At 49.0% G+C, this 17988-nt stretch carries 14 protein-coding genes and 4 pseudogenes; 7 read left to right on the forward strand and 11 right to left on the reverse strand.

The features are described 5' to 3' along the window. The first annotated feature begins 45 nt into the window (after positions 1-45). From AD710_RS03735 to uraH, 4 genes are read left to right on the forward strand one after another with little or no spacing between them, the layout of a single operon-like run. Positions 46-1395 (forward strand): nucleobase:cation symporter-2 family protein, encoded by a 1350-nt coding sequence (locus AD710_RS03735; protein ID WP_049627301.1) that lies wholly within the window; start codon positions 46-48, stop codon positions 1393-1395. Between the two features lie 5 nt (positions 1396-1400). Then, positions 1401-2693 (forward strand): nucleobase:cation symporter-2 family protein, encoded by a 1293-nt coding sequence (locus AD710_RS03740; RefSeq protein ID WP_049627302.1) that lies wholly within the window; start codon positions 1401-1403, stop codon positions 2691-2693. Between the two features lie 12 nt (positions 2694-2705). After that, positions 2706-4190 (forward strand): factor-independent urate hydroxylase, encoded by a 1485-nt coding sequence (gene pucL, locus AD710_RS03745; protein ID WP_049627303.1) that lies wholly within the window; start codon positions 2706-2708, stop codon positions 4188-4190. Next, positions 4190-4537 (forward strand): hydroxyisourate hydrolase, encoded by a 348-nt coding sequence (uraH, locus tag AD710_RS03750; RefSeq protein WP_047477698.1) that lies wholly within the window; start codon positions 4190-4192, stop codon positions 4535-4537. Before pucL ends, uraH begins: the two co-directional genes overlap by 1 nt. 74 nt (positions 4538-4611) lie before the next feature. On the opposite strand, the gene AD710_RS03755 is transcribed toward uraH, so the two are convergent. The 8 genes and pseudogenes from AD710_RS03755 to allC form a co-directional block, all read right to left on the reverse strand. Next, complete coding sequence (locus AD710_RS03755) at positions 4612-5304, reverse strand: aspartate/glutamate racemase family protein (protein WP_016938049.1); 693 nt, start codon at positions 5302-5304, stop codon at positions 4612-4614. Positions 5305-5440: 136 nt separating this feature from the next. Next, entirely contained in the window at positions 5441-5962 is a 522-nt protein-coding gene (gene pucE, locus AD710_RS03760; protein WP_049627304.1) for a xanthine dehydrogenase subunit E, read from the reverse strand. After that, positions 5953-8190 carry a xanthine dehydrogenase subunit D gene (pucD, locus tag AD710_RS03765; RefSeq protein ID WP_049627305.1) on the reverse strand — a complete coding sequence of 746 codons (2238 nt, stop codon included), beginning with the start codon at positions 8188-8190 and terminating at the stop codon, positions 5953-5955. The genes pucE and pucD overlap by 10 nt, the downstream gene beginning before the upstream one ends. Positions 8191-8194: 4 nt before the next feature. After that, positions 8195-9025 (reverse strand): annotated as a pseudogene (pucC, locus tag AD710_RS03770) (xanthine dehydrogenase subunit C); the annotation flags it as partial. Next, a complete protein-coding gene (gene pucB, locus AD710_RS03775; protein WP_049627306.1) occupies positions 9022-9639 on the reverse strand; it encodes a xanthine dehydrogenase accessory protein PucB in 618 nt (205 codons plus the stop codon). The gene pucB and the pseudogene pucC, both read right to left, overlap by 4 nt. Then, positions 9636-10628: an XdhC family protein gene (locus AD710_RS03780; RefSeq protein ID WP_049627307.1), complete on the reverse strand. Its 993-nt coding sequence runs from the start codon at positions 10626-10628 to the stop codon at positions 9636-9638. The genes pucB and AD710_RS03780 overlap by 4 nt, the downstream gene beginning before the upstream one ends. Positions 10629-10857: 229 nt before the next feature. After that, positions 10858-12108: a (S)-ureidoglycine--glyoxylate transaminase gene (gene pucG, locus AD710_RS03785; RefSeq protein WP_156187152.1), complete on the reverse strand. Its 1251-nt coding sequence runs from the start codon at positions 12106-12108 to the stop codon at positions 10858-10860. A gap of 15 nt (positions 12109-12123) precedes the next feature. After that, entirely contained in the window at positions 12124-13362 is a 1239-nt protein-coding gene (allC, locus tag AD710_RS03790; protein WP_049627309.1) for an allantoate deiminase, read from the reverse strand. 415 nt (positions 13363-13777) lie between these two features. Here allC and AD710_RS03795 point away from each other — a divergent pair, with 415 nt between their 5' ends. After that, the gene (locus AD710_RS03795; RefSeq protein ID WP_049627310.1) at positions 13778-14644 is read left to right on the forward strand and encodes an endonuclease I family protein; all 867 of its coding nucleotides are present in this window, start codon (positions 13778-13780) and stop codon (positions 14642-14644) included. A 41-nt stretch (positions 14645-14685) separates the two neighbouring features. Next, a pseudogene (locus tag AD710_RS19760) lies at positions 14686-14829 on the forward strand (two-component sensor histidine kinase); the annotation flags it as partial. Positions 14830-14922: 93 nt separating this feature from the next. Here the strand turns inward: AD710_RS19760 and AD710_RS03800 are convergent. Together AD710_RS03800 and AD710_RS03805 are read right to left on the reverse strand one after the other, a co-directional pair. Continuing rightward, positions 14923-15318: pseudogene (locus tag AD710_RS03800) on the reverse strand (ATP-binding cassette domain-containing protein); the annotation flags it as partial. Between the two features lie 147 nt (positions 15319-15465). Further along, positions 15466-15906 (reverse strand): hypothetical protein, encoded by a 441-nt coding sequence (locus tag AD710_RS03805; protein ID WP_082197857.1) that lies wholly within the window; start codon positions 15904-15906, stop codon positions 15466-15468. Positions 15907-16574: 668 nt separating this feature from the next. On the opposite strand from AD710_RS03805, the pseudogene AD710_RS18915 reads away from it, so the two are divergent. Further along, positions 16575-16733 (forward strand): annotated as a pseudogene (locus AD710_RS18915) (endonuclease); the annotation flags it as partial. Between the two features lie 46 nt (positions 16734-16779). Here the strand turns inward: AD710_RS18915 and AD710_RS03810 are convergent. After that, positions 16780-17886: an ABC transporter ATP-binding protein gene (locus AD710_RS03810; RefSeq protein WP_049627311.1), complete on the reverse strand. Its 1107-nt coding sequence runs from the start codon at positions 17884-17886 to the stop codon at positions 16780-16782. Positions 17887-17988 lie beyond the last annotated feature (102 nt).

A 17988-nucleotide genomic window follows, 5' to 3' on the forward strand; every position in this document is an offset into this window, starting at 1 on the left:
GCACGCTATCATGTTACTAAAGTTTACATACAAGGAGGGACTATGTTGAAACAAAGATCGTTTGCGGTGTTTTCTCTTGGCCTTCAGCATGTGCTGGCCATGTATGCAGGTGCGATTTTAGTGCCCCTGCTTGTCGGCAGGGCGCTGAATGTAACCTCTGAACAGCTGTCTTACCTGTTAGCGATTGACCTGTTAACGTGCGGCGTCGCGACGCTTTTGCAAACCTTGCGCGGCGCACACATCGGGATCGGGCTTCCCGTCATGCTGGGCAGTTCCTTTGTGGCCGTCACCCCGATGATCGCAATCGGCGCCAATTACGGCATTCACGCGGTTTACGGTTCCATCATTACAGCCGGTGTGTTCATCTTTTTGTTTGCGCGTTTTTTCGGCAAGCTGACCGTGTTATTCCCTCCTGTCGTAACAGGAACCGTCGTAACCTTAATCGGCCTATCACTTGTTCCGGCAGGTGTGAAAAATATGGCTGGCGGCGAAAAAATAAACGGCAGCGCCAACCCCGAATACGGTTCGCTCGAAAATCTTCTTCTCTCTGTCGGCGTTCTTGTTCTGATCTTAGTCCTCAACCGCTTTCTCAAAGGGTTTGCCCGAACGCTGTCTGTTCTGATCGGAATCGCCGCCGGAACAACGGCAGCAGCACTCATGGGCAAAGTCAGCTTTTCTGCTGCTGCTGAAGCCCCGTTCTTCCAAATCCCGAAACCGTTTTATTTCGGAGCCCCTTCATTTGAAATCGGACCAATCTTAACGATGCTGATCGTCGGAATGGTCATTATCGTCGAATCAACCGGCGTTTTCTACGCAATCGGCAAGATATGCGGCAGATCTTTAACCGAAAAAGATCTTGTCAAAGGCTACCGGGCGGAGGGAATCGCCATTCTCCTTGGCGGATTGTTCAACGCCTTTCCTTATAACACCTTCGCGCAAAACGCCGGCTTATTGCAGCTGACGAAAGTCAAAACAAGAAACATCGTCGTTACCGCAGGCTGTATCCTTGTCTGTCTCGGGCTGATACCGAAGATTGCAGCCCTTGCTTCCGCCGTTCCTGCTGCTGTACTTGGCGGCGCAACCGTTGTCATGTTCGGCATGGTGATTGCCTCAGGCGTTAAAATGCTCAGCACAGCGGATCTCAAAAACCAATACCACCTCTTGACCATCGCATGCTCAATCGCACTCGGCATCGGCGCCAGCACGGTCCCCGGGATTTTTGCTGAATTCCCCGCTCCTATCAGAATTCTGGTCAGTGACGGCACCATCACCGGCAGCCTGACCGCCATCTTTTTGAATTTATTTTTCAGCCTGCGCGGCAAAAAAGAAAAAACAACACAGAAAACTGAACTTCCGGCATTAGATCATACACTCGCATTAGAAAAAGAGGTGTGAAAAAGATGAAGAAACATCAAAATGCCTTTCAGCTGGCGATACTCGGACTTCAGCATATGCTTGCCATGTATGCGGGAGCCATTCTCGTTCCGCTCATTGTCGGAGCGGCGATCGGGCTGAATGCGGGGCAGCTGACATATTTAATCGCGATCGATTTGTTCATGTGCGGGGCGGCGACTCTTTTGCAGCTGTGGAAAAACCGGCTTTTCGGCATCGGCCTCCCCGTTGTGCTCGGATGTACGTTTACCGCGGTCGGCCCGATGATTTCCATCGGCAGCACATACGGTGTCTCAGCCATATACGGCGCCATTATCGCCGCAGGGCTGATTGTCGTCATTGCCGCGGGCTTCTTCGGAAAGCTTGTCCGTTTTTTTCCGCCTGTCGTAACCGGCTCAGTCGTCATGATCATCGGTCTCAGCCTGATCCCAACGGCAATGAATAATCTGGCCGGAGGTGAAGGAAGCAAAGACTTCGGCTCACTGGACAATGTGCTCCTCGGGTTTGGCGTCACGGCTTTTATCTTATTGCTGTTTTATTTCTTTACAGGCTTTATCCGCTCCATTTCGGTTTTGCTCGGCCTTATCGCAGGTACAGCGGCCGCATTCTTCATGGGAAAGGCCGATTTTTCTAATGTCATGGAGGCGTCCTGGCTTCATATTCCGTCTCTGTTTTATTTCGGACCGCCTACCTTCGAGCTGCCGGCTGTTGTGACGATGCTGCTCGTTGCGATTGTCAGTCTGGTCGAATCGACAGGTGTATACTTTGCGCTTGCCGATATCACAAACCGCAGGCTGTCCGAGAAGGATCTGGAAAAAGGCTACCGGGCGGAGGGCTTTGCAATTATGCTTGGCGGCTTATTTAACGCGTTTCCCTATACCGCTTTCTCGCAAAATGTCGGTATTGTCCAGCTGTCAAAAATGAAAAGTGTCAACGTCATCGCCGTCGCGGGAATGATGCTGATGGCAATCGGACTGGTTCCAAAAGCAGCTGCACTGACAACAGTGATTCCAACCCCCGTTCTCGGCGGCGCGATGATCGTCATGTTCGGCATGGTCATTTCTTACGGGATCAAAATGCTTTCCAGCGTTGATCTCGACTCCCAAGGCAATCTGCTGATTATTGCCGCTTCCGTCAGCTTAGGGCTTGGCGCAACGACAGTTCCCGCGTTGTTTTCATCACTTCCGGGAGCGGCTTCAGTCTTGGCAGGAAGCGGAATTGTGATCGGCAGTTTGACGGCCATTGCATTGCACGCTTTTTTTCATACCAAACAGCCGGATCACGCTGAAATAAAAACGTAAAGGAAGATGCCAATGTTCACTATCGATGACCTGAATCAAATGGAAAGACACACACTGACAGACACGCTGGGATCTATTTTCGAACACTCTTCATGGATTGCGGAGGAAGCTGCGGAATTACGCCCGTTTTCTTCCCTTTCTGACCTTCACCGCAAAATGGCCGGCATTGTAAAAGCCGCGGACCGCCAGACGCAGCTTGATTTAATCAACAAGCATCCCAGGCTCGGAACAAAGAACATAATGAGTGATGCCTCAGTAAGCGAACAGCGAAACGCAGGGCTCAGCAAACTTGAACAAGAGGAATACGAGGAGTTTCTCAAGCTGAATGAACACTATTATGAACGCTTCGGCTTTCCTTTTATTTTAGCGGTAAAGGGAAAAACGAAACAGGACATTCACCGGGCCCTAGTGAAAAGGTTCGAGAACGAACAGGAAACCGAGTTCCAGCAAGCCCTTATCGAAATTTACCGAATCGCCCGCTTTCGGCTGGCTGACATCATCACTGAAAAAGGAGAGACGCAAATGAAAAGAACCATGTCTTACGGCAAAGGAAATGTATTTGCCTACCGAACGTTTTTAAAGCCGCTCACAGGAATCAAACAAATCCCAGAGTCATCTTTTTCAGGGAGAGACAATACCGTTGTCGGCGTTGATGTGACATGTGAAATTGGCGGTGATGCCTTCCTGCCGTCATTTATAGACGGGGATAACACTCTCGTTGTGGCTACAGACTCAATGAAAAACTTTATTCAGCGCCATTTCGCTTCCTATGAAGGGACAACAATTGAGGGGTTCTTACACGATGTGGCTCACCGATTTTTAAATACGTATTCTCATATGGACACGATTACTCTGACAGGCGAAGAGATTCCATTTGAAGCAATGCCCGCATACGAGGCGCAAGAGCTCCGCACAAGCCGGCTCGTTTTCAGAAGATCGCGCAATGAACGGGCCCGGTCTGTGCTGAAAGCGGAACGAACAGGAGAGACGATAACGATTACAGAGCAGTACAGCGAAATGATGGATCTTCAGCTCGTCAAGGTGAGCGGCAACTCCTTCGTCGGCTTTATTCGCGACGAATATACGACTCTCCCCGAAGACGGCAACCGCCCGCTGTTTGTCCATCTAAACATCGGCTGGCATTATGAAAACACAAATGATGCATACGCTTCTGTTCCCGCCCGCTACGTCGCCGCTGAACAAGTCCGCGACTTGGCGAGCGCCGTATTTCACGAACTTGAAACTCCTTCAATCCAAAATTTAATCTATCATATCGGCTGCAGAATTTTAACGAGATTCCCGCAGCTCACTGAAGTCAGCTTCCAATCTCAAAATCACACATGGGACACAGTCGTGGAAGAAATTCCGGGGTCCAAAGGAAAAGTCTACACTGAACCGCGCCCGCCATTCGGTTTCCAGCGCTTTACCGTGACAAGAGAAGACGCCGAGAAAGAAAAACAGAAAGCCGATGAAGCCTTAGGGAGCCTGAAGGCCTGATGGGAAAGCTGACGACCCATATCTTAGATTTAACCTGCGGCAAACCCGCGGCGAACGTAAAAATTGAATTGAAGCGGCTGGGCGGCGGAGGCTTTAGGAAAGAGGCATACACCAACGCTGACGGCCGAGTCGATGCGCCGCTTCTCGCAGGTGAAGAGCTGGTGTCCGGAGAGTATGTGATGGAGTTTCATGCAGGGGACTATTTCGCGAGTAGAAACGTGAACACAGCCGCTCAGCCGTTTTTAACCATCGTCACCGTCCGGTTTCACATTGCAGATTCAGATGCGCATTATCATATCCCGCTTTTGCTGTCGCCGTTTGGTTATCAGGTGTATAGGGGAAGTTAATTAAAAGGAAGCCCGCCAGTGAGGCGGGCTTCTCCATGTATGTCTTACACTCTTTTCACTTGGCACATTCACAGCTACAAGGAAAGAGATGTATTCACTGCTGTTTGTGCATGAATGAAAGCCGTATCAAATAATGGCACTTCAGAATCCTCGGCTTTTACTAATAATCCAATTTCAGTACATCCGAGAATAATCCCTTCCGCACCTCGATCCACCAAATGATTGATAATCTTCTTATACATGGTTTTAGACGACTGTTTGATTTCGCCTAAACACAGCTCCTGATAAATAATATGATTGATTACTTCTCTTTCCTCATCAGCAGGCACAATGACATTGATATTGTGAGACTCAATACGTGATTTATAAAAATCTTGTTCCATCGTATACTTCGTTCCAAGTAAACCTACTGAACGAATACCTTGTCTTGTGATTTGATCGGCAGTTGCATCTGCAATATGTAAAATAGGGATGGTGATCATTTTCTGGATATAGCCAATCACTTTATGCATGGTATTTGTACATATGACGATAAAATCTGCACCGGCTTTTTCTAATGATCTCGCAGCCTCCCCCAAAGCTGCACCCGCCTTATCCCAAGCCCCTTCAGACTGATAGTGTTCAATCTCTTTAAAATCAACACTGTACAAAACGCATTTTGCAGAATGCAGCCCTCCTAGTTTCTTTTTTATCTCCTCATTGATTATTCGATAATATTCAGCCGAAGATTCCCAGCTCATTCCGCCAATAAGGCCGATCGTTTTCATATCACCACTCCTGAATTTTTTTCAGAATATAATCAATTATTCTAAAGTATTGATTAGTCTTATACAATTATTGATTTTCAGAAAATGGCCTGCGGGGAAAATATCCCGAAGTTTTTTAGATACTAAAAGTCCGCTTTTAACAGCCGAACTCCCTTTTCCCTCTGTTCAGCTCTCTTCTAATCCTCCAAGCCGATCGCATAATCCCGCCATACCCGGTACACCGGCACAAATTCCCTGCCAGCCCTTCTTCTATGTCTTCATCTGTGGGATGCGGGTTTTCTTCGAACAATGCGTTAAGCGCAATGATCATTCCCGGCGTACAGTAGCCGCATTGGAAGCCGCCTTCTTCCAGGAAAGCGGTTTGGCACATGTCCAGCTCTTCTTTTTGAAGCCCCTCGATGGTTGTGATGGAATGGCCGTCTGCTTGATAGGCCATCGTCATGCACGCATTGGCCAGCTTCCCGTCGATCAGGATGGAGCACGCTCCGCAGCGGCCGATTCCGCAGGACACCTTTGTCCCGGTCAGCCGAAATTCCTTTCTAAGCAGATCACTCAGACGTGCCGTGGGAATGGCTGAAACCTCACGCTCCTGCCCATTTACGGTCATTTGGTACTGTCCCTTTTTTACAGGAAGTGATCCAGCTTCTTTTACGTCCATTGCTTCAGCCCCTTTCTGTCTATCGCTTCAAGCAGCTCTTCTCTTGAAATCGGCAGCTTGTTTATCCAGCAGCCGACCGCATCATGTACAGCCTTTACAATAGCGGGAGTGATAGCGATCGTTCCGATTTCGCCAACTCCCCTCGGGCCATATGCGTCTCCCTTCATCAGTTCTTCTATTGCGATCACCTTCATGCAAGGAACATCTTTGACGACAGGGATCAAATAGTGATCGAGATTTTCCGCGGCATAACGGCCGTCCGTCATTTTCGCTTCCTCCATCAGCGTATAGCCGAGCGCCATGGCGGCGCCGCCTTCAATTTGGCCCCGATACCCCTGAGGACTGACAACCGCCCCTGCCGCAATGGCGTGCTCACAATCTATCACTTTGACATCACCCGTTAACAGATCCACTTCCACCTCAACAGCCGCCGCTCCAAATGAGTAAAGGAAATGGCCGCCGTCCACGGGATCAGGCGTTGTCGGAAAGTCAAATGCCGTTTCCTCTGCCAAAGGGCCTTTTTCAGCCAGCTCCTTATACGTCACCATGAGTGCCTCTGTGTGTTTGTCACGCAAGCCTTTAGCGCCGGGAATAAGGTTTTCCGCTGAACAGCCGCTCCATTCTGCCGCCCGTTTTTTCAAGCGGGATAGAAACGGCTTCTTCAAACGCTGAATTGCGTGCCATACCATGCTTGTGCCGCGGGATGCCGTGGAGGAGCCTGACTTCGGCACTTTTGCGGTATCCCCAATGACAATGGTAATATCCTCTGCGGCACAGCCAAGCTCCTCTGTGACGATATGTTCAATCGCTGCCAGAATGCCCTGTCCGCATTCTTCAAATCCGAACGAAGCTGTGATTTTGCCGTCACCTGAAAGGGACAAACGGCCTCCCGCCGCATCCATTCGGCCATAGCCCAGCCCGCCGCCGTGCATCGTTATTGCCGCTCCCGTGCCGCTCCATATATACCCGGAGCACCGGCTTTTTCTTGTGAGAATGGGAGATTCAGAAATGGCATTTAACACCTGTGCCGCTCCGTCAGTCGGTGCAATCCGATGCTCCAGCGGCCCTAAGTCATACGGCTTTCTGATATTTTTTCTTCTCAGCTCCAGCGGGTCGATACCGAGCCTATCACTGAGGCGGTCGAGATGGGTTTCAAGGGCAAATGTGATTTGATTGCCGCCAAAGCCCCGGAATTCTCCCGCCACCCCGTTGTTCGTAAACACAGATATCCCTTCCGTCCGGATATTCGGAATACGGTACGGCCCCGCGGCATGCTCGACAGAAAAATCGAGAACAGCGGGCCCAAGTGTGGCGTAAGCACCTGTGTCCGCCACAATTTTCACGTCATGAGCCAAAAGCTTTCCTGTTTGATCAGCTCCCGTTTTTATTGTCACCTTCATCGGATGGCGCTTAATGCCAGAATGTACAGATTCCTTTCTCGTCTGATGGATTTTGACAGGGCGTCCGCTTTTCAGGGCCAAAAGCGCGGCATACGGCTGGATATTCAGCTCATCCTTTCCTCCGAACGAGCCGCCCATCGGACTCGACACCACCCTGATCTTCTCTTCAGGAATGTCAAAAATACGAGCAAGCTGGAAACGGTCTTTATAGCCGTGCTGTGTTCCTGCATACATCGTAAAGCCCCCATCATCCTCCGGAACGGCTGTGCCTCCTTCCGTTTCCATATACGTATGCATCTGCCGGGGCAGCTCATAGGTTTCTTCAAGGACTGTGTCACACACCCGAAACCCTTCTTCCGCATCTCCGTGTGCAAAACATGCACGGTGCAGAATGTTGCCGTCCTCGTGCAGTCTAAGCGCGTCCGGAAGAAGCGCTTTTTCCGGTGAATCAATGACCTCCAGTTCTTTATATTCAACGTGAATCAGCTCCAGCGCCGCCTCCGCGATTTCCTCCGTTTCCGCAGCCACGGCGGCAATCGCATCCCCGACATACCGTACTCTGTCCTCGCATAAAACCGGCTGATCAGGGATGACTATGCCAAATCGGTTTAATCCGGGAACGTCTTTATGAGTGACGACAGCCCGCACACCTTCCATTTCTTCAGCTTTCATGGTGCAAATCGACACAATCTCCGCATGAGGATAGGCGCTTCTTAACACCTTGCCATACAGCATTCCGCGAAAGCTGAGATCGGTCATATATTTCAGTTCCCCTGTGACCTTTTCTCTTCCATCCGGCCTGACTCTTGACGGTTTGTTGATGGTCATTTAATTCCCCTCCCTCAGCCATCAGCTCTGACATAATGACGTTGGCAGCCGCTTTTTTTCTGTATGCCGCTGACATAAAAGCATCTGCGGAAAATGGCAGCTCATGGATAAGCGTTTCGTACAGCTCGTGCGGATCACACCCTGACGCCATCCGCTTCGCTTCACTTTCCAATAATCTTTCAGGTGTAATATCGGCATGGCCGGCAGCGAGACGAATGCCGCCGTCTTTCAAAAAACGTCCGGCCACAACAGCAGCCGCTCCTGTAAAAGCCTGGCGCCTCCCAAGCTTGCGGTAAAACACACGCTCTCCCTCCGCACGCGGGATGATGACACGCGTGACGATAGCAGCTCCATCGTTTTCATCTGCGAGCCAATCGCCAAGCGGCAGTCTGATCAGCTCGTTTTGATACACGACAAGCTCCGCATCAAGCACGAGCAAGAGCGGAAGCAAATCGCCGATTTTACTCGCGATGTTTCCGCCAATTGTGGCCCGGCTGCGGACACCCGGTGCGGCGACGGCGGAAGCAGCGTCGCTGAAACAGCCAAGCGCACTCTTGATGAATGGATGCTTTCTGCATTCATTCAGTGTTGTGAGCGCTCCGATCGACACGTGGGTGTCACTGACGCTGATCCCCCTCATCTCTTCAATTCCTTCCAGACTGACAAGATGCTGTTTCGGAAGAATTCCCTTATCCCACTGAAGCTGAAGCAGTGTGCTGCCCGATGCGGCACACACATCCGGGGCAAACTGCTCTAGAAGCGAATAGGCTTCATCGAGCGCTGCCGGTTTCCATAATTGAATATTCATCCTCGCTTTTGGCACTTGCCCGTTCATACCATCGCCCTCCTCACCATCTCATATTCCTCCGGTGTATCAATATCGTTCAGCTCCGCGCTTTCCTTTGCCTCCAAAACGGCTCCTCTTCCAAGCTGCCCGTTTTTCAGAAGTCTGCGGGCCCCTTCATCTCCCTTTAGCTTCTTTATATAAGGAAAACACGCTGCTGAGAAATAGATTGGCGGGGCAGGAGCGCCTAAAGATGAAGACACGGCAAACGACTCAGGTGCCATTGCCACAAGGGCATTGAGATGATCAACGGAAAGCTGCGGCTGGTCGGCTAACAAAATGACAACGCCGTCCGCTCCCATGCTTTCCGCTTTTCTCACCCCGCTGCTGACTGAATGCCCTTGACCTTTTTCTGCGTCTCGACAAACGTGCAGACTCCAGCGTTTTCGAAAAGGCGGAGCGTGATAGGGCGCTCCCATCCACTCAAGGGAAGCATGTTTTGTCCGCTCGACGATCAGCACGTGATCAAGGCCGGACAGAAGAGCCGTTTTCAAGGAAAGCGATCCGATGGTTTCTCCTTTTAGCGGCAAAGCCAGCTTGTTTCGGCCCATCCTTTCGCTTTTGCCGGCAGCGAGAAACACACCGATCAGATAGGGGCTTCTCATACAGCCGCCAGCCGTTTTCTTGTTTGAATGATTTCGGCAACAACGCTGACGGCGATTTCCTCGGGGCCTTCCGCACCGATTGAAAGCCCGACCGGACTGTAAAAGTGAGCCGGCGGCTGTTTACCGTTCAGCAGCCGCTTCGTGCGGTTTGCCGAACCCAACAAACCGATATAATGAAGGTGTTGAGAAAATAAAAAGTCGATGATCGCTTGATCGTGCTGAAAATGGTGGGTTGCCACAACGGCTGCATCCTGCGGTAAAAACTGAAATTCATTAAGCATTTGTTCCGGAAAAGCGGTGATCAGCCGATCCGCTTTTGGGAATAGAGAGGATGTGCAATAAGCGGGACGCCAATCTGTCACGATCACAGAAAATCCTGTATCAGCCGCCAAATTGGCAAGCGGCACAATATCCGGTCCCGCTCCGAACAGAATGAGGCGCGGCTTCGGTTCAATCCGCTGCATAAACAGGTTGGCAGATGGATCAAAATGCGGTAAATGAAGCGCAGAAACGGTACGTTGTATGTCTTCCAGAGGCGCGCCCGGCCAATTCCCGAAATGCCCGTTTTCCGTCAGAAATAAAGAACGGGAGGAGTCAATCTGCGTAATGGCTGTTACTGCTTTGCCAGCATGAAGGCAGTCTCTCACTCTTTTATAGTGCCGTCTTTTTTCCTGAGTGATTGCTTCCGCATGAATATGAATCATGCCGTTGCACCCTGCTCCCATGCCCCAGGAAAGATCGTCCTCCGCCCGCATATCATAAGAAATCAGCGCTGACGTCAGCTGATCACCCAGCTCACTGATTCTGTGGAATAAATCTTCTTCCACACATCCGCCGCTCAGCAGGCCGACCCTTTCCCCATTTTTCTTAAAGAGCATAGAGGCGCCTGCTTTTCGATATGCGGAGCCTTCTACTTGAACAATGGTCGCCAGCACAGCCTCTTCCTGATCTTCCAGGAGCGCATCTACCATCATGTGCAAATTTGCCAATGCTGTATCCCCCTCTCTTACATTGCTGTGAGAATCAACAAGTTCAGCGTGATTTTATAGGTAACTTGTATAAAGAATAGATGATGGAAGAAAAAATGACTCATGCTTCGTCAGAAAATACAACACGGAGAAAGAAGATTTGTAAAAAGAGTCAAACGGAGAAAAACGGATTGGAGAAATAGCACATCATATGACTAAAAAAGCTTGCGGAGATTCCGCAAGCTTTTCTTTATACCGCCGCCTGATGGCCGGCGTTTTCATACACGTCAAGCGCCGCTTGGAGTGCCTTTCCCGCTTCGATCGCTGCACCATGCCTGAGCAGCACAGCCTCCAGCCCGGCAAGCACGAACAGCACATTTTCTTTTCTGCAGCTGTAGCCCATCGTGCCGATTCTCCAGATCTTTCCTGCCAGCGGACCGAATGAGCTGGCAATTTCGATGCCGAATTGTGCCAGCAGCATGCGGCGGACAGACTCGCCGTCAATGCCGTCCGGAATTTCTACACAGGTGACAACAGGCATTTTGCAGCTGTCATCTCCAAACGGATTCAGCCCCATGGCCTGAATCCCTGCCGCTAATGCGTTCTCATGGCAGCGATGACGTTCAAAGCGAGCTTCCAGACCTTCTTCAAGCACCAGCCTGACACCCTCTCGCAAGGCATAGAGCATCGTCGTCGCTTCTGTATGATGATTAAGCCGTCTTTCGCTCCAATAATCCTCAAGCTGGCTCAAATCAAAATAATTGCTTGTGATCGGCCGGTTTCCCGAAAGTGCTGCCCTGTCCGCTTGTGTCGCAATCCCACGCTCCACCTTTTTACGAGCCGCAATCACATCCGCCACCCGCTCATTATATGTAATCGGCGCCATCCCCGACGGAACAGACAAGCATTTTTGCGTGCCGCCGATGGCCGCGTCAATCTTCCATTCATCCACCTTTACCTCGCAGCCGCCGATCGTCGCGACTGCATCAACAATAAACAATGCATTGTTTGCGCGGCAGGCTTCGCCGATTGCTTTCAGCGGGTGGATCCTCCCTGTCGATGTTTCGCCGTGCACCATCGCCACGATTTTCGGCTTCACTTTTGTCATTTCCCGTATGATGTCCTCCGGGTCAAAAACCGTTCCCCATCGGCACTCAAGCGTATGGACATTCGCCCCGTACCGCTCGGCGATTTCAGTCAGCAAATAACCAAAGCGCCCGTAAATGGGGATGAGCACATCATCTTCAGGTTCAATGATACTCGCCAGCACCGCTTCGATTCCCGCCCGAGAAGTGCCGTCAATCGGGTATGCCCAGCGGTTTTTTGTTTGAAACAGCTCCCGAAGCATTTCCATCGTTTCATTCATGATATCCGTAAACGCCGGATCAAATTGTCCGACAACAGGGGTGCTCATCACTCTTAATACACGCGGATCAACCTCAACAGGGCCCGGCGTCATAATCGTTCTTAACGGCGTGCATAATTCTTTTCTGCCTGACACAGCCATTCCTCCTTATCAGTAAGCCAGTTTGTATAATAAATCAGTCAGTGCGCGGACGCCGATCTCAAGCTGTCTGGCTGAGGTATATTCCTTCGGTGAGTGGCTGATGCCGCTTCGGCTAGGCACAAACAGCATACAAGCCGGATGGCGCCGTCCGATCATTTGCGCGTCATGCCCTGCTCCGCTCACCATTTCCTCACAGCTGATGCCGTTTTCTGCCGCCGTTTCAAAAGCCGCATCCTTCAGCCTTTTATCCATCGGCACAGGTTCTATCCGCATATATTCATCAATCACGGTGTGAATTCCTTTTTGACGGCAAATTCGGTTGATCAAAACAGCCATGTCTTCATGAAATTGCTTCAGCACCTGCTGATTTTGATGGCGTATATCGATTGAAAACTGCACGCGCCCCGGGATGACATTGGCTACATTGGGTTCGGCCGTTATTTTGCCGCATGTCAGACGGAGCTCGTCCGGCTGCTCTTCTGCGCGCAGAAGCAGTTCATGAATGATGCGGCTGCCGGCTGCGAGCGGGTCCTTGCGCCATTTCATGGAGGTGGTTCCTGCGTGATTGCATTCTCCTTCGAGCGTGACGAGATATCGTCTCTGCCCCGCAATACTTGTCACGATGCCGAGATCCCGGCCTGACATTTCCAACGTCTGCCCCTGTTCAATATGCAGCTCAACAAATGCGCTGATATCTGTCCTATATGCTGACTGAAACACACCTTTGCCAAAACCGCTCTCATGCATCGCTGTTTGGAGGGAGACTCCCGACTCGTCTCTTGGCTCTTTTGCATCTTGTTCTGAAAAAACACCCGTCATATTCCCCGACCCCCAATAGGTCATTGGAAAACGGCTGCCTTCCTCCTCACATAAGGAGACTGCTTCGAGCGTTTTTTTCGGCGCTCCGTATGTTTCCTTGAGCTGCTTGATCGCGAGCATTGCCGCCAGAACGCCATAAGCGCCGTCATACTTTCCCCCATTGATGACAGTATCAATGTGCGAACCGGTTACAATCACTTCATCCGGAGACTGGGTGCCCGAAAGCCTGCCGAAAACATTGCCGACGTCATCGAATCTTGTTTCAAGCCCGAATGAAGACATTTCCGTCTTCACTGCAAGCTGTGCGTCCATCCACTCTTTTGTGTACAAAAGCCTCGTTACACCGCCGTCCGCAGATGCGCCGTATTGGGCGAGCCATTCAATATAATCTGTGATGCTGTTTTTGACTGAAAGCTTCTGCTTCTCCATGTACTCCCCCCTCTGGCCGTTATGGTGACTTCATTATAGAAGGAGGAACACGACAGTTCATTGACAGATTAACCAAAAAAACGTTTATTTTTTGGTCACAGTATCTCATGTAAAGCCCAAAGAAAACACAGTAATCAGCCGCAATGAATGAAAGAACCAGCGAGAGGAAAAAAGGAGGACAAAAAACCTTTCATATGAACATGCCAAGCTTACAGGAGAAGCGCTGCGGAGATCGCGGGACGGATGAAAACAGAAATGCAGGCAGCTTGCCTCCCAACTGAAGCAAAAACCGGGTCTCAGGATATCCCCCAAAGGAACCAATTTACAATTTTAATGAAAAATATACAAAATGACACTTCTATCCTTTATATCAATTTTAGATAATAGATATGAGTTGATAAAAGGAGGGCAAGCGATGACAAAAAAAGCATGGTTTCTGCCGTTCGTCTGTGTATTACTGATTTCCGGATGGTTTGCGCCGGCAGCTTCAGCAAGCGCGCAAACCGCATTAAGCCTGAATGACCGATTGGCGTCTTCCATCTCAGGGACAGGGGGCCTTCTCACATTAGCCGCTCCCGCTGCACCTTATACTGACATTGACACCTATTATGAAGGGGCTGACGGAAAAACAGGGAAATCGCTAAAAAGCGCCCTGCACCGCATCATCAGCGGACACACGATGCTGTCCTACAGCGAAGTGTGGAACGCACTGAAAGAAACCGATGAAGATCCGGCAAATCCGAATAACGTCATCCTGCTCTATACGAATGAATCACGGTCCAAAAACTTGAACGGCGGCAATGTCGGCGATTGGAACCGCGAGCACGTCTGGGCGAAATCCCATGGCAATTTTGGTACGGGCAAGGGACCCGGAACTGATATTCACCATTTGCGACCGGCTGATGTCCAAGTTAACAGCGCCAGAGGAAATATGGATTTTGACAATGGCGGCACTGAATATAAGAAAGCACCCGGAAATTATTATGATGGCGATTCATGGGAACCCCGTGATGATGTAAAAGGCGATATTGCCCGCATGCTGTTTTACATGGCTGTCCGTTACGAAGGTGATGACGGCTATCCTGACCTTGAGCTTAATAATAAGACAGGCAACGGCTCGGCTCCTTATATCGGCAAACAATCTGTCCTGCTCGACTGGAATAAACAGGACCCCGTTGACGACCGTGAGCGAAAAAGAAATGAAATCATTTATGAGAAATACCAGCACAACCGCAATCCATTTATCGACCACCCTGAATGGGCCGGCGACATCTGGCCGTAAGAAAAAGGTGCTCCTGAAAAGGAGCACCTCAGATTGGGTAACTGATCAAGTCGATAAATTTGTTAATTGAAAGAATAACATACCGCAAACTGGAACTCAAACAGCAAAAGGAACTCCTGAATAAAGTAAAGCGTGATATTAATACACCTTTAACTGCTGTCAGACTGCACTTATTTTGCTTAGATGAGTTTGCGAATTCATATATTGTAAAGGCAGAAAAAAGCTGACAAGTGATTCCGTCAGCTTTCTCTTGAATGTCAGGCTGCATCATCCCTTTGTCATGTCCGCTGAAGAATTCGATGCAAGATCTCATGTTCAATCTGAATGAGTGTGCTGTCGGACAAGGAGCGGGGGCGTTTGGCGCGGATCGGGATGTCGAAACTGATTTCTCCGTCTTCGATCATGATGACGCGGTCAGAAAGGCGGACCGCTTCCTGCACATCGTGTGTGACGAGCACAGCTGTAAATCCATTTTGTTTCCATAGCTTTTCTATCAATTGCTGCATGTCGAGACGGGTGAGGGCATCCAATGCGCTGAGCAGTTCATCCAGCAGCAGAAGGGATGGCTTTCTGATGAAAGCACGGGCAAGGGCAACCCTTTGCTGCTGTCCGCTAGACAGCTTATACATCCAAGCGTGGCGGCAATTCCACAATCCGACTGCTTTAAGCACTTCCTCTGCTTTTTCTGTAAGTTAGGGTTTTATACTCAAAGAAAAGGATGCAGGGATCCCCTGCATCCTAAGTACATTCAGAAAATTTTCAGCCTCTAAACATTAATTAATTTAGAAGAATTATTATTACTAATCAGTCGAAAACAAATATTAGCGTGTCCATTTACTTGAATTTACAGTTTGAAGTAGTTCCGAGTGTTTCCAGTTATTATAAAGTTTCACTTTTACACGAGTTGAAGCAGATTTTTTAGCGATATTTGTAAAAGTAACATTCAGTTTTTTGCCGTATGAAGCGTTACCGGAAGCAGTATCAATAGTCTTCCATGAACCGCTTGTATACCGCTGAAGGTACAATTTACAATAGGCTGCTGTCTCCCATGTACCTGATCTTCCTAATTCAATTGTGGCGTTAACATTTTTGTAGTTATCCGATGTATGTATATATGATTTTGCAGAAACAACTCCAGTATTGTAAGTAAAGCTCGTTGTTTTGCTTACTGCTTGCGCTGATTGACTGAATCCTATAATCAGGCCAAAAGTCATAATACCTGCTAACAATACTGCTAAAATATTCTTAGTTTTACTCCTCACATTAAATCCCTCCATTAATAATCATACTTGTAAATAACAAGTCTATTATACATTATAACCTATATTTTCCGATTTTTAAAGACTAAATTCTTTTTGGTTGCATATATATATATCATTATTGAATTTCTAAAAAATCCCTAATTTTATAAGTCAATTTTCCGGTTATTAAACTTTGATATTTTTAATGCCTCATTTTCGGTAATTTTCTATATAAGCACAAGTAACAAGAGTCTATTTCATGACAGAGTTTATAATTAACTCAAAACAACGAATGGTTGTGAGGATTTGCAACAAAAAGTTTATACTGGAAATTCACTAAACATTCAATTATTGCAACTGAAAAATTGTCTGATATGTTTAAAGGATGCCCCTTTGTGCCGTATGCTGCATTGAGAGCAGCATTTCCTTCAGCAGTCTACTATATTTCGACCGCAGCTCCGGAAAGTTTATCCGACTGTTTGAATCAAGATCGCAATTAAAATTGGTCGGCATACGAGCAAATAACCGGCTTCCTAGCCGCAGGATTCAGTGATAGAGCAGACTTATTAAATCCAGTTGCCAGTTGACCTGATTATATCGAGACGTTATTGACATAAACATTCGCTAAATTACTCTGCACGGAACAGAAAACAAGGCAAGGCAACTTCTGATAGGGACACTAGCATCCACCTCACATGGGAAAACAGTCCATTTTGCTCAAATGGAATCAACAGGATCCAGTCGACAGTGAGGAAAAACGGCGGAACGAGATCATTTACGATGACTATCAGCATAACCGCAACCCGTTTATTGAACACCCGGAATGGGCGGGCGAAATCTGGAAATAGCGTCATCAGACATGAAAAGGGAGCCCCGATCATCAGGCTCCCTTTTTTAATATACGGCGTTTTCAGTTTCGCCATCAAAAAAGACGGCCCTGTCCATATTAACCGCAAGCTGAATGGCATCACCGGGTTTCACCTGTGAAGCGCCGTCAAGTCGGATCGTCAGACGTTCATTCCCGCTTGCCGCATGAACATACATCTCTGCGCCTAAGTTTTCACATACTTCCGCTACAGCGCCGCACACCGCCTCATCCAAGTGCTCCGACCGCCCGGCAAGCGTCAAATGCTCCGGGCGCAGCCCCGCTGTCATCTCTTTGCCGCTGTATCCTTTTTGTACAAGAACAGCCGCTTTTTCTTTCGGAATGGGTAAACGAACGGATGAACCGGTAAAATACCACTGCCTGTCACATTCCTCAATGACTCCTTTTAAAAAATTCATACTCGGAGAACCGATAAAACCCGCTACAAACATATTGGCCGGATAATGATAAATCTCATGAGGGCTTGCGGCCTGCTGAATATCCCCTTCATTCATCACGACAATCCGGTCGCCCATTGTCATTGCTTCCGTCTGATCATGCGTCACATAAACAATGGTCGCTTTTAGGCGCTGATGAAGCTTGCAGATTTCGGCGCGCATCGTCACACGCAGCTTCGCGTCCAAGTTGGAAAGCGGCTCGTCCATCAGAAACACCTTCGGCTCCCGCACGATCGACCGGCCAAGCGCAACCCGTTGCCGCTGTCCGCCTGAGAGTGCCTTCGGTTTTCGCTTAAGCAGATGCCCAATTTCCAAAATATCAGCCGCAGCCTGGACACGTTCTGCAATTTCTTTTTTCGGCAGCTTTCTGAGCTTCAAACCGAACGCCATATTCTCAAACACCGTCATATGCGGGTACAGCGCGTAATTCTGAAAAACCATTGCGATATCGCGCTCCTTCGGGGGCAGATCATTCACCGCTTCTCCATCGATATAAAGCTTCCCCTCAGAAATACTCTCAAGTCCGGCAATCATTCGGAGTGTCGTAGATTTGCCGCAGCCCGAGGGACCGACCAGCACCAGTAGTTCCTCATCTTTTACATCCAAATGAAAATCCTTCACCGCCGTCGATTGAGTGCCGTATGTTTTTTTGATATGGTCAAATGTTAATGATGCCATTAGAAACCTCCTCCAATACTGGAAACCGCCCTATCTTTCTGTTATGTTAAAAATGTTCGGGGTTTCTGACAGATTCATAATAAAAAGCAAATTTGTATTATA

This window comes from Bacillus sp. JFL15 (genome assembly GCF_001184225.1).
Lineage (GTDB): Bacteria > Bacillota > Bacilli > Bacillales > Bacillaceae > Bacillus > Bacillus siamensis.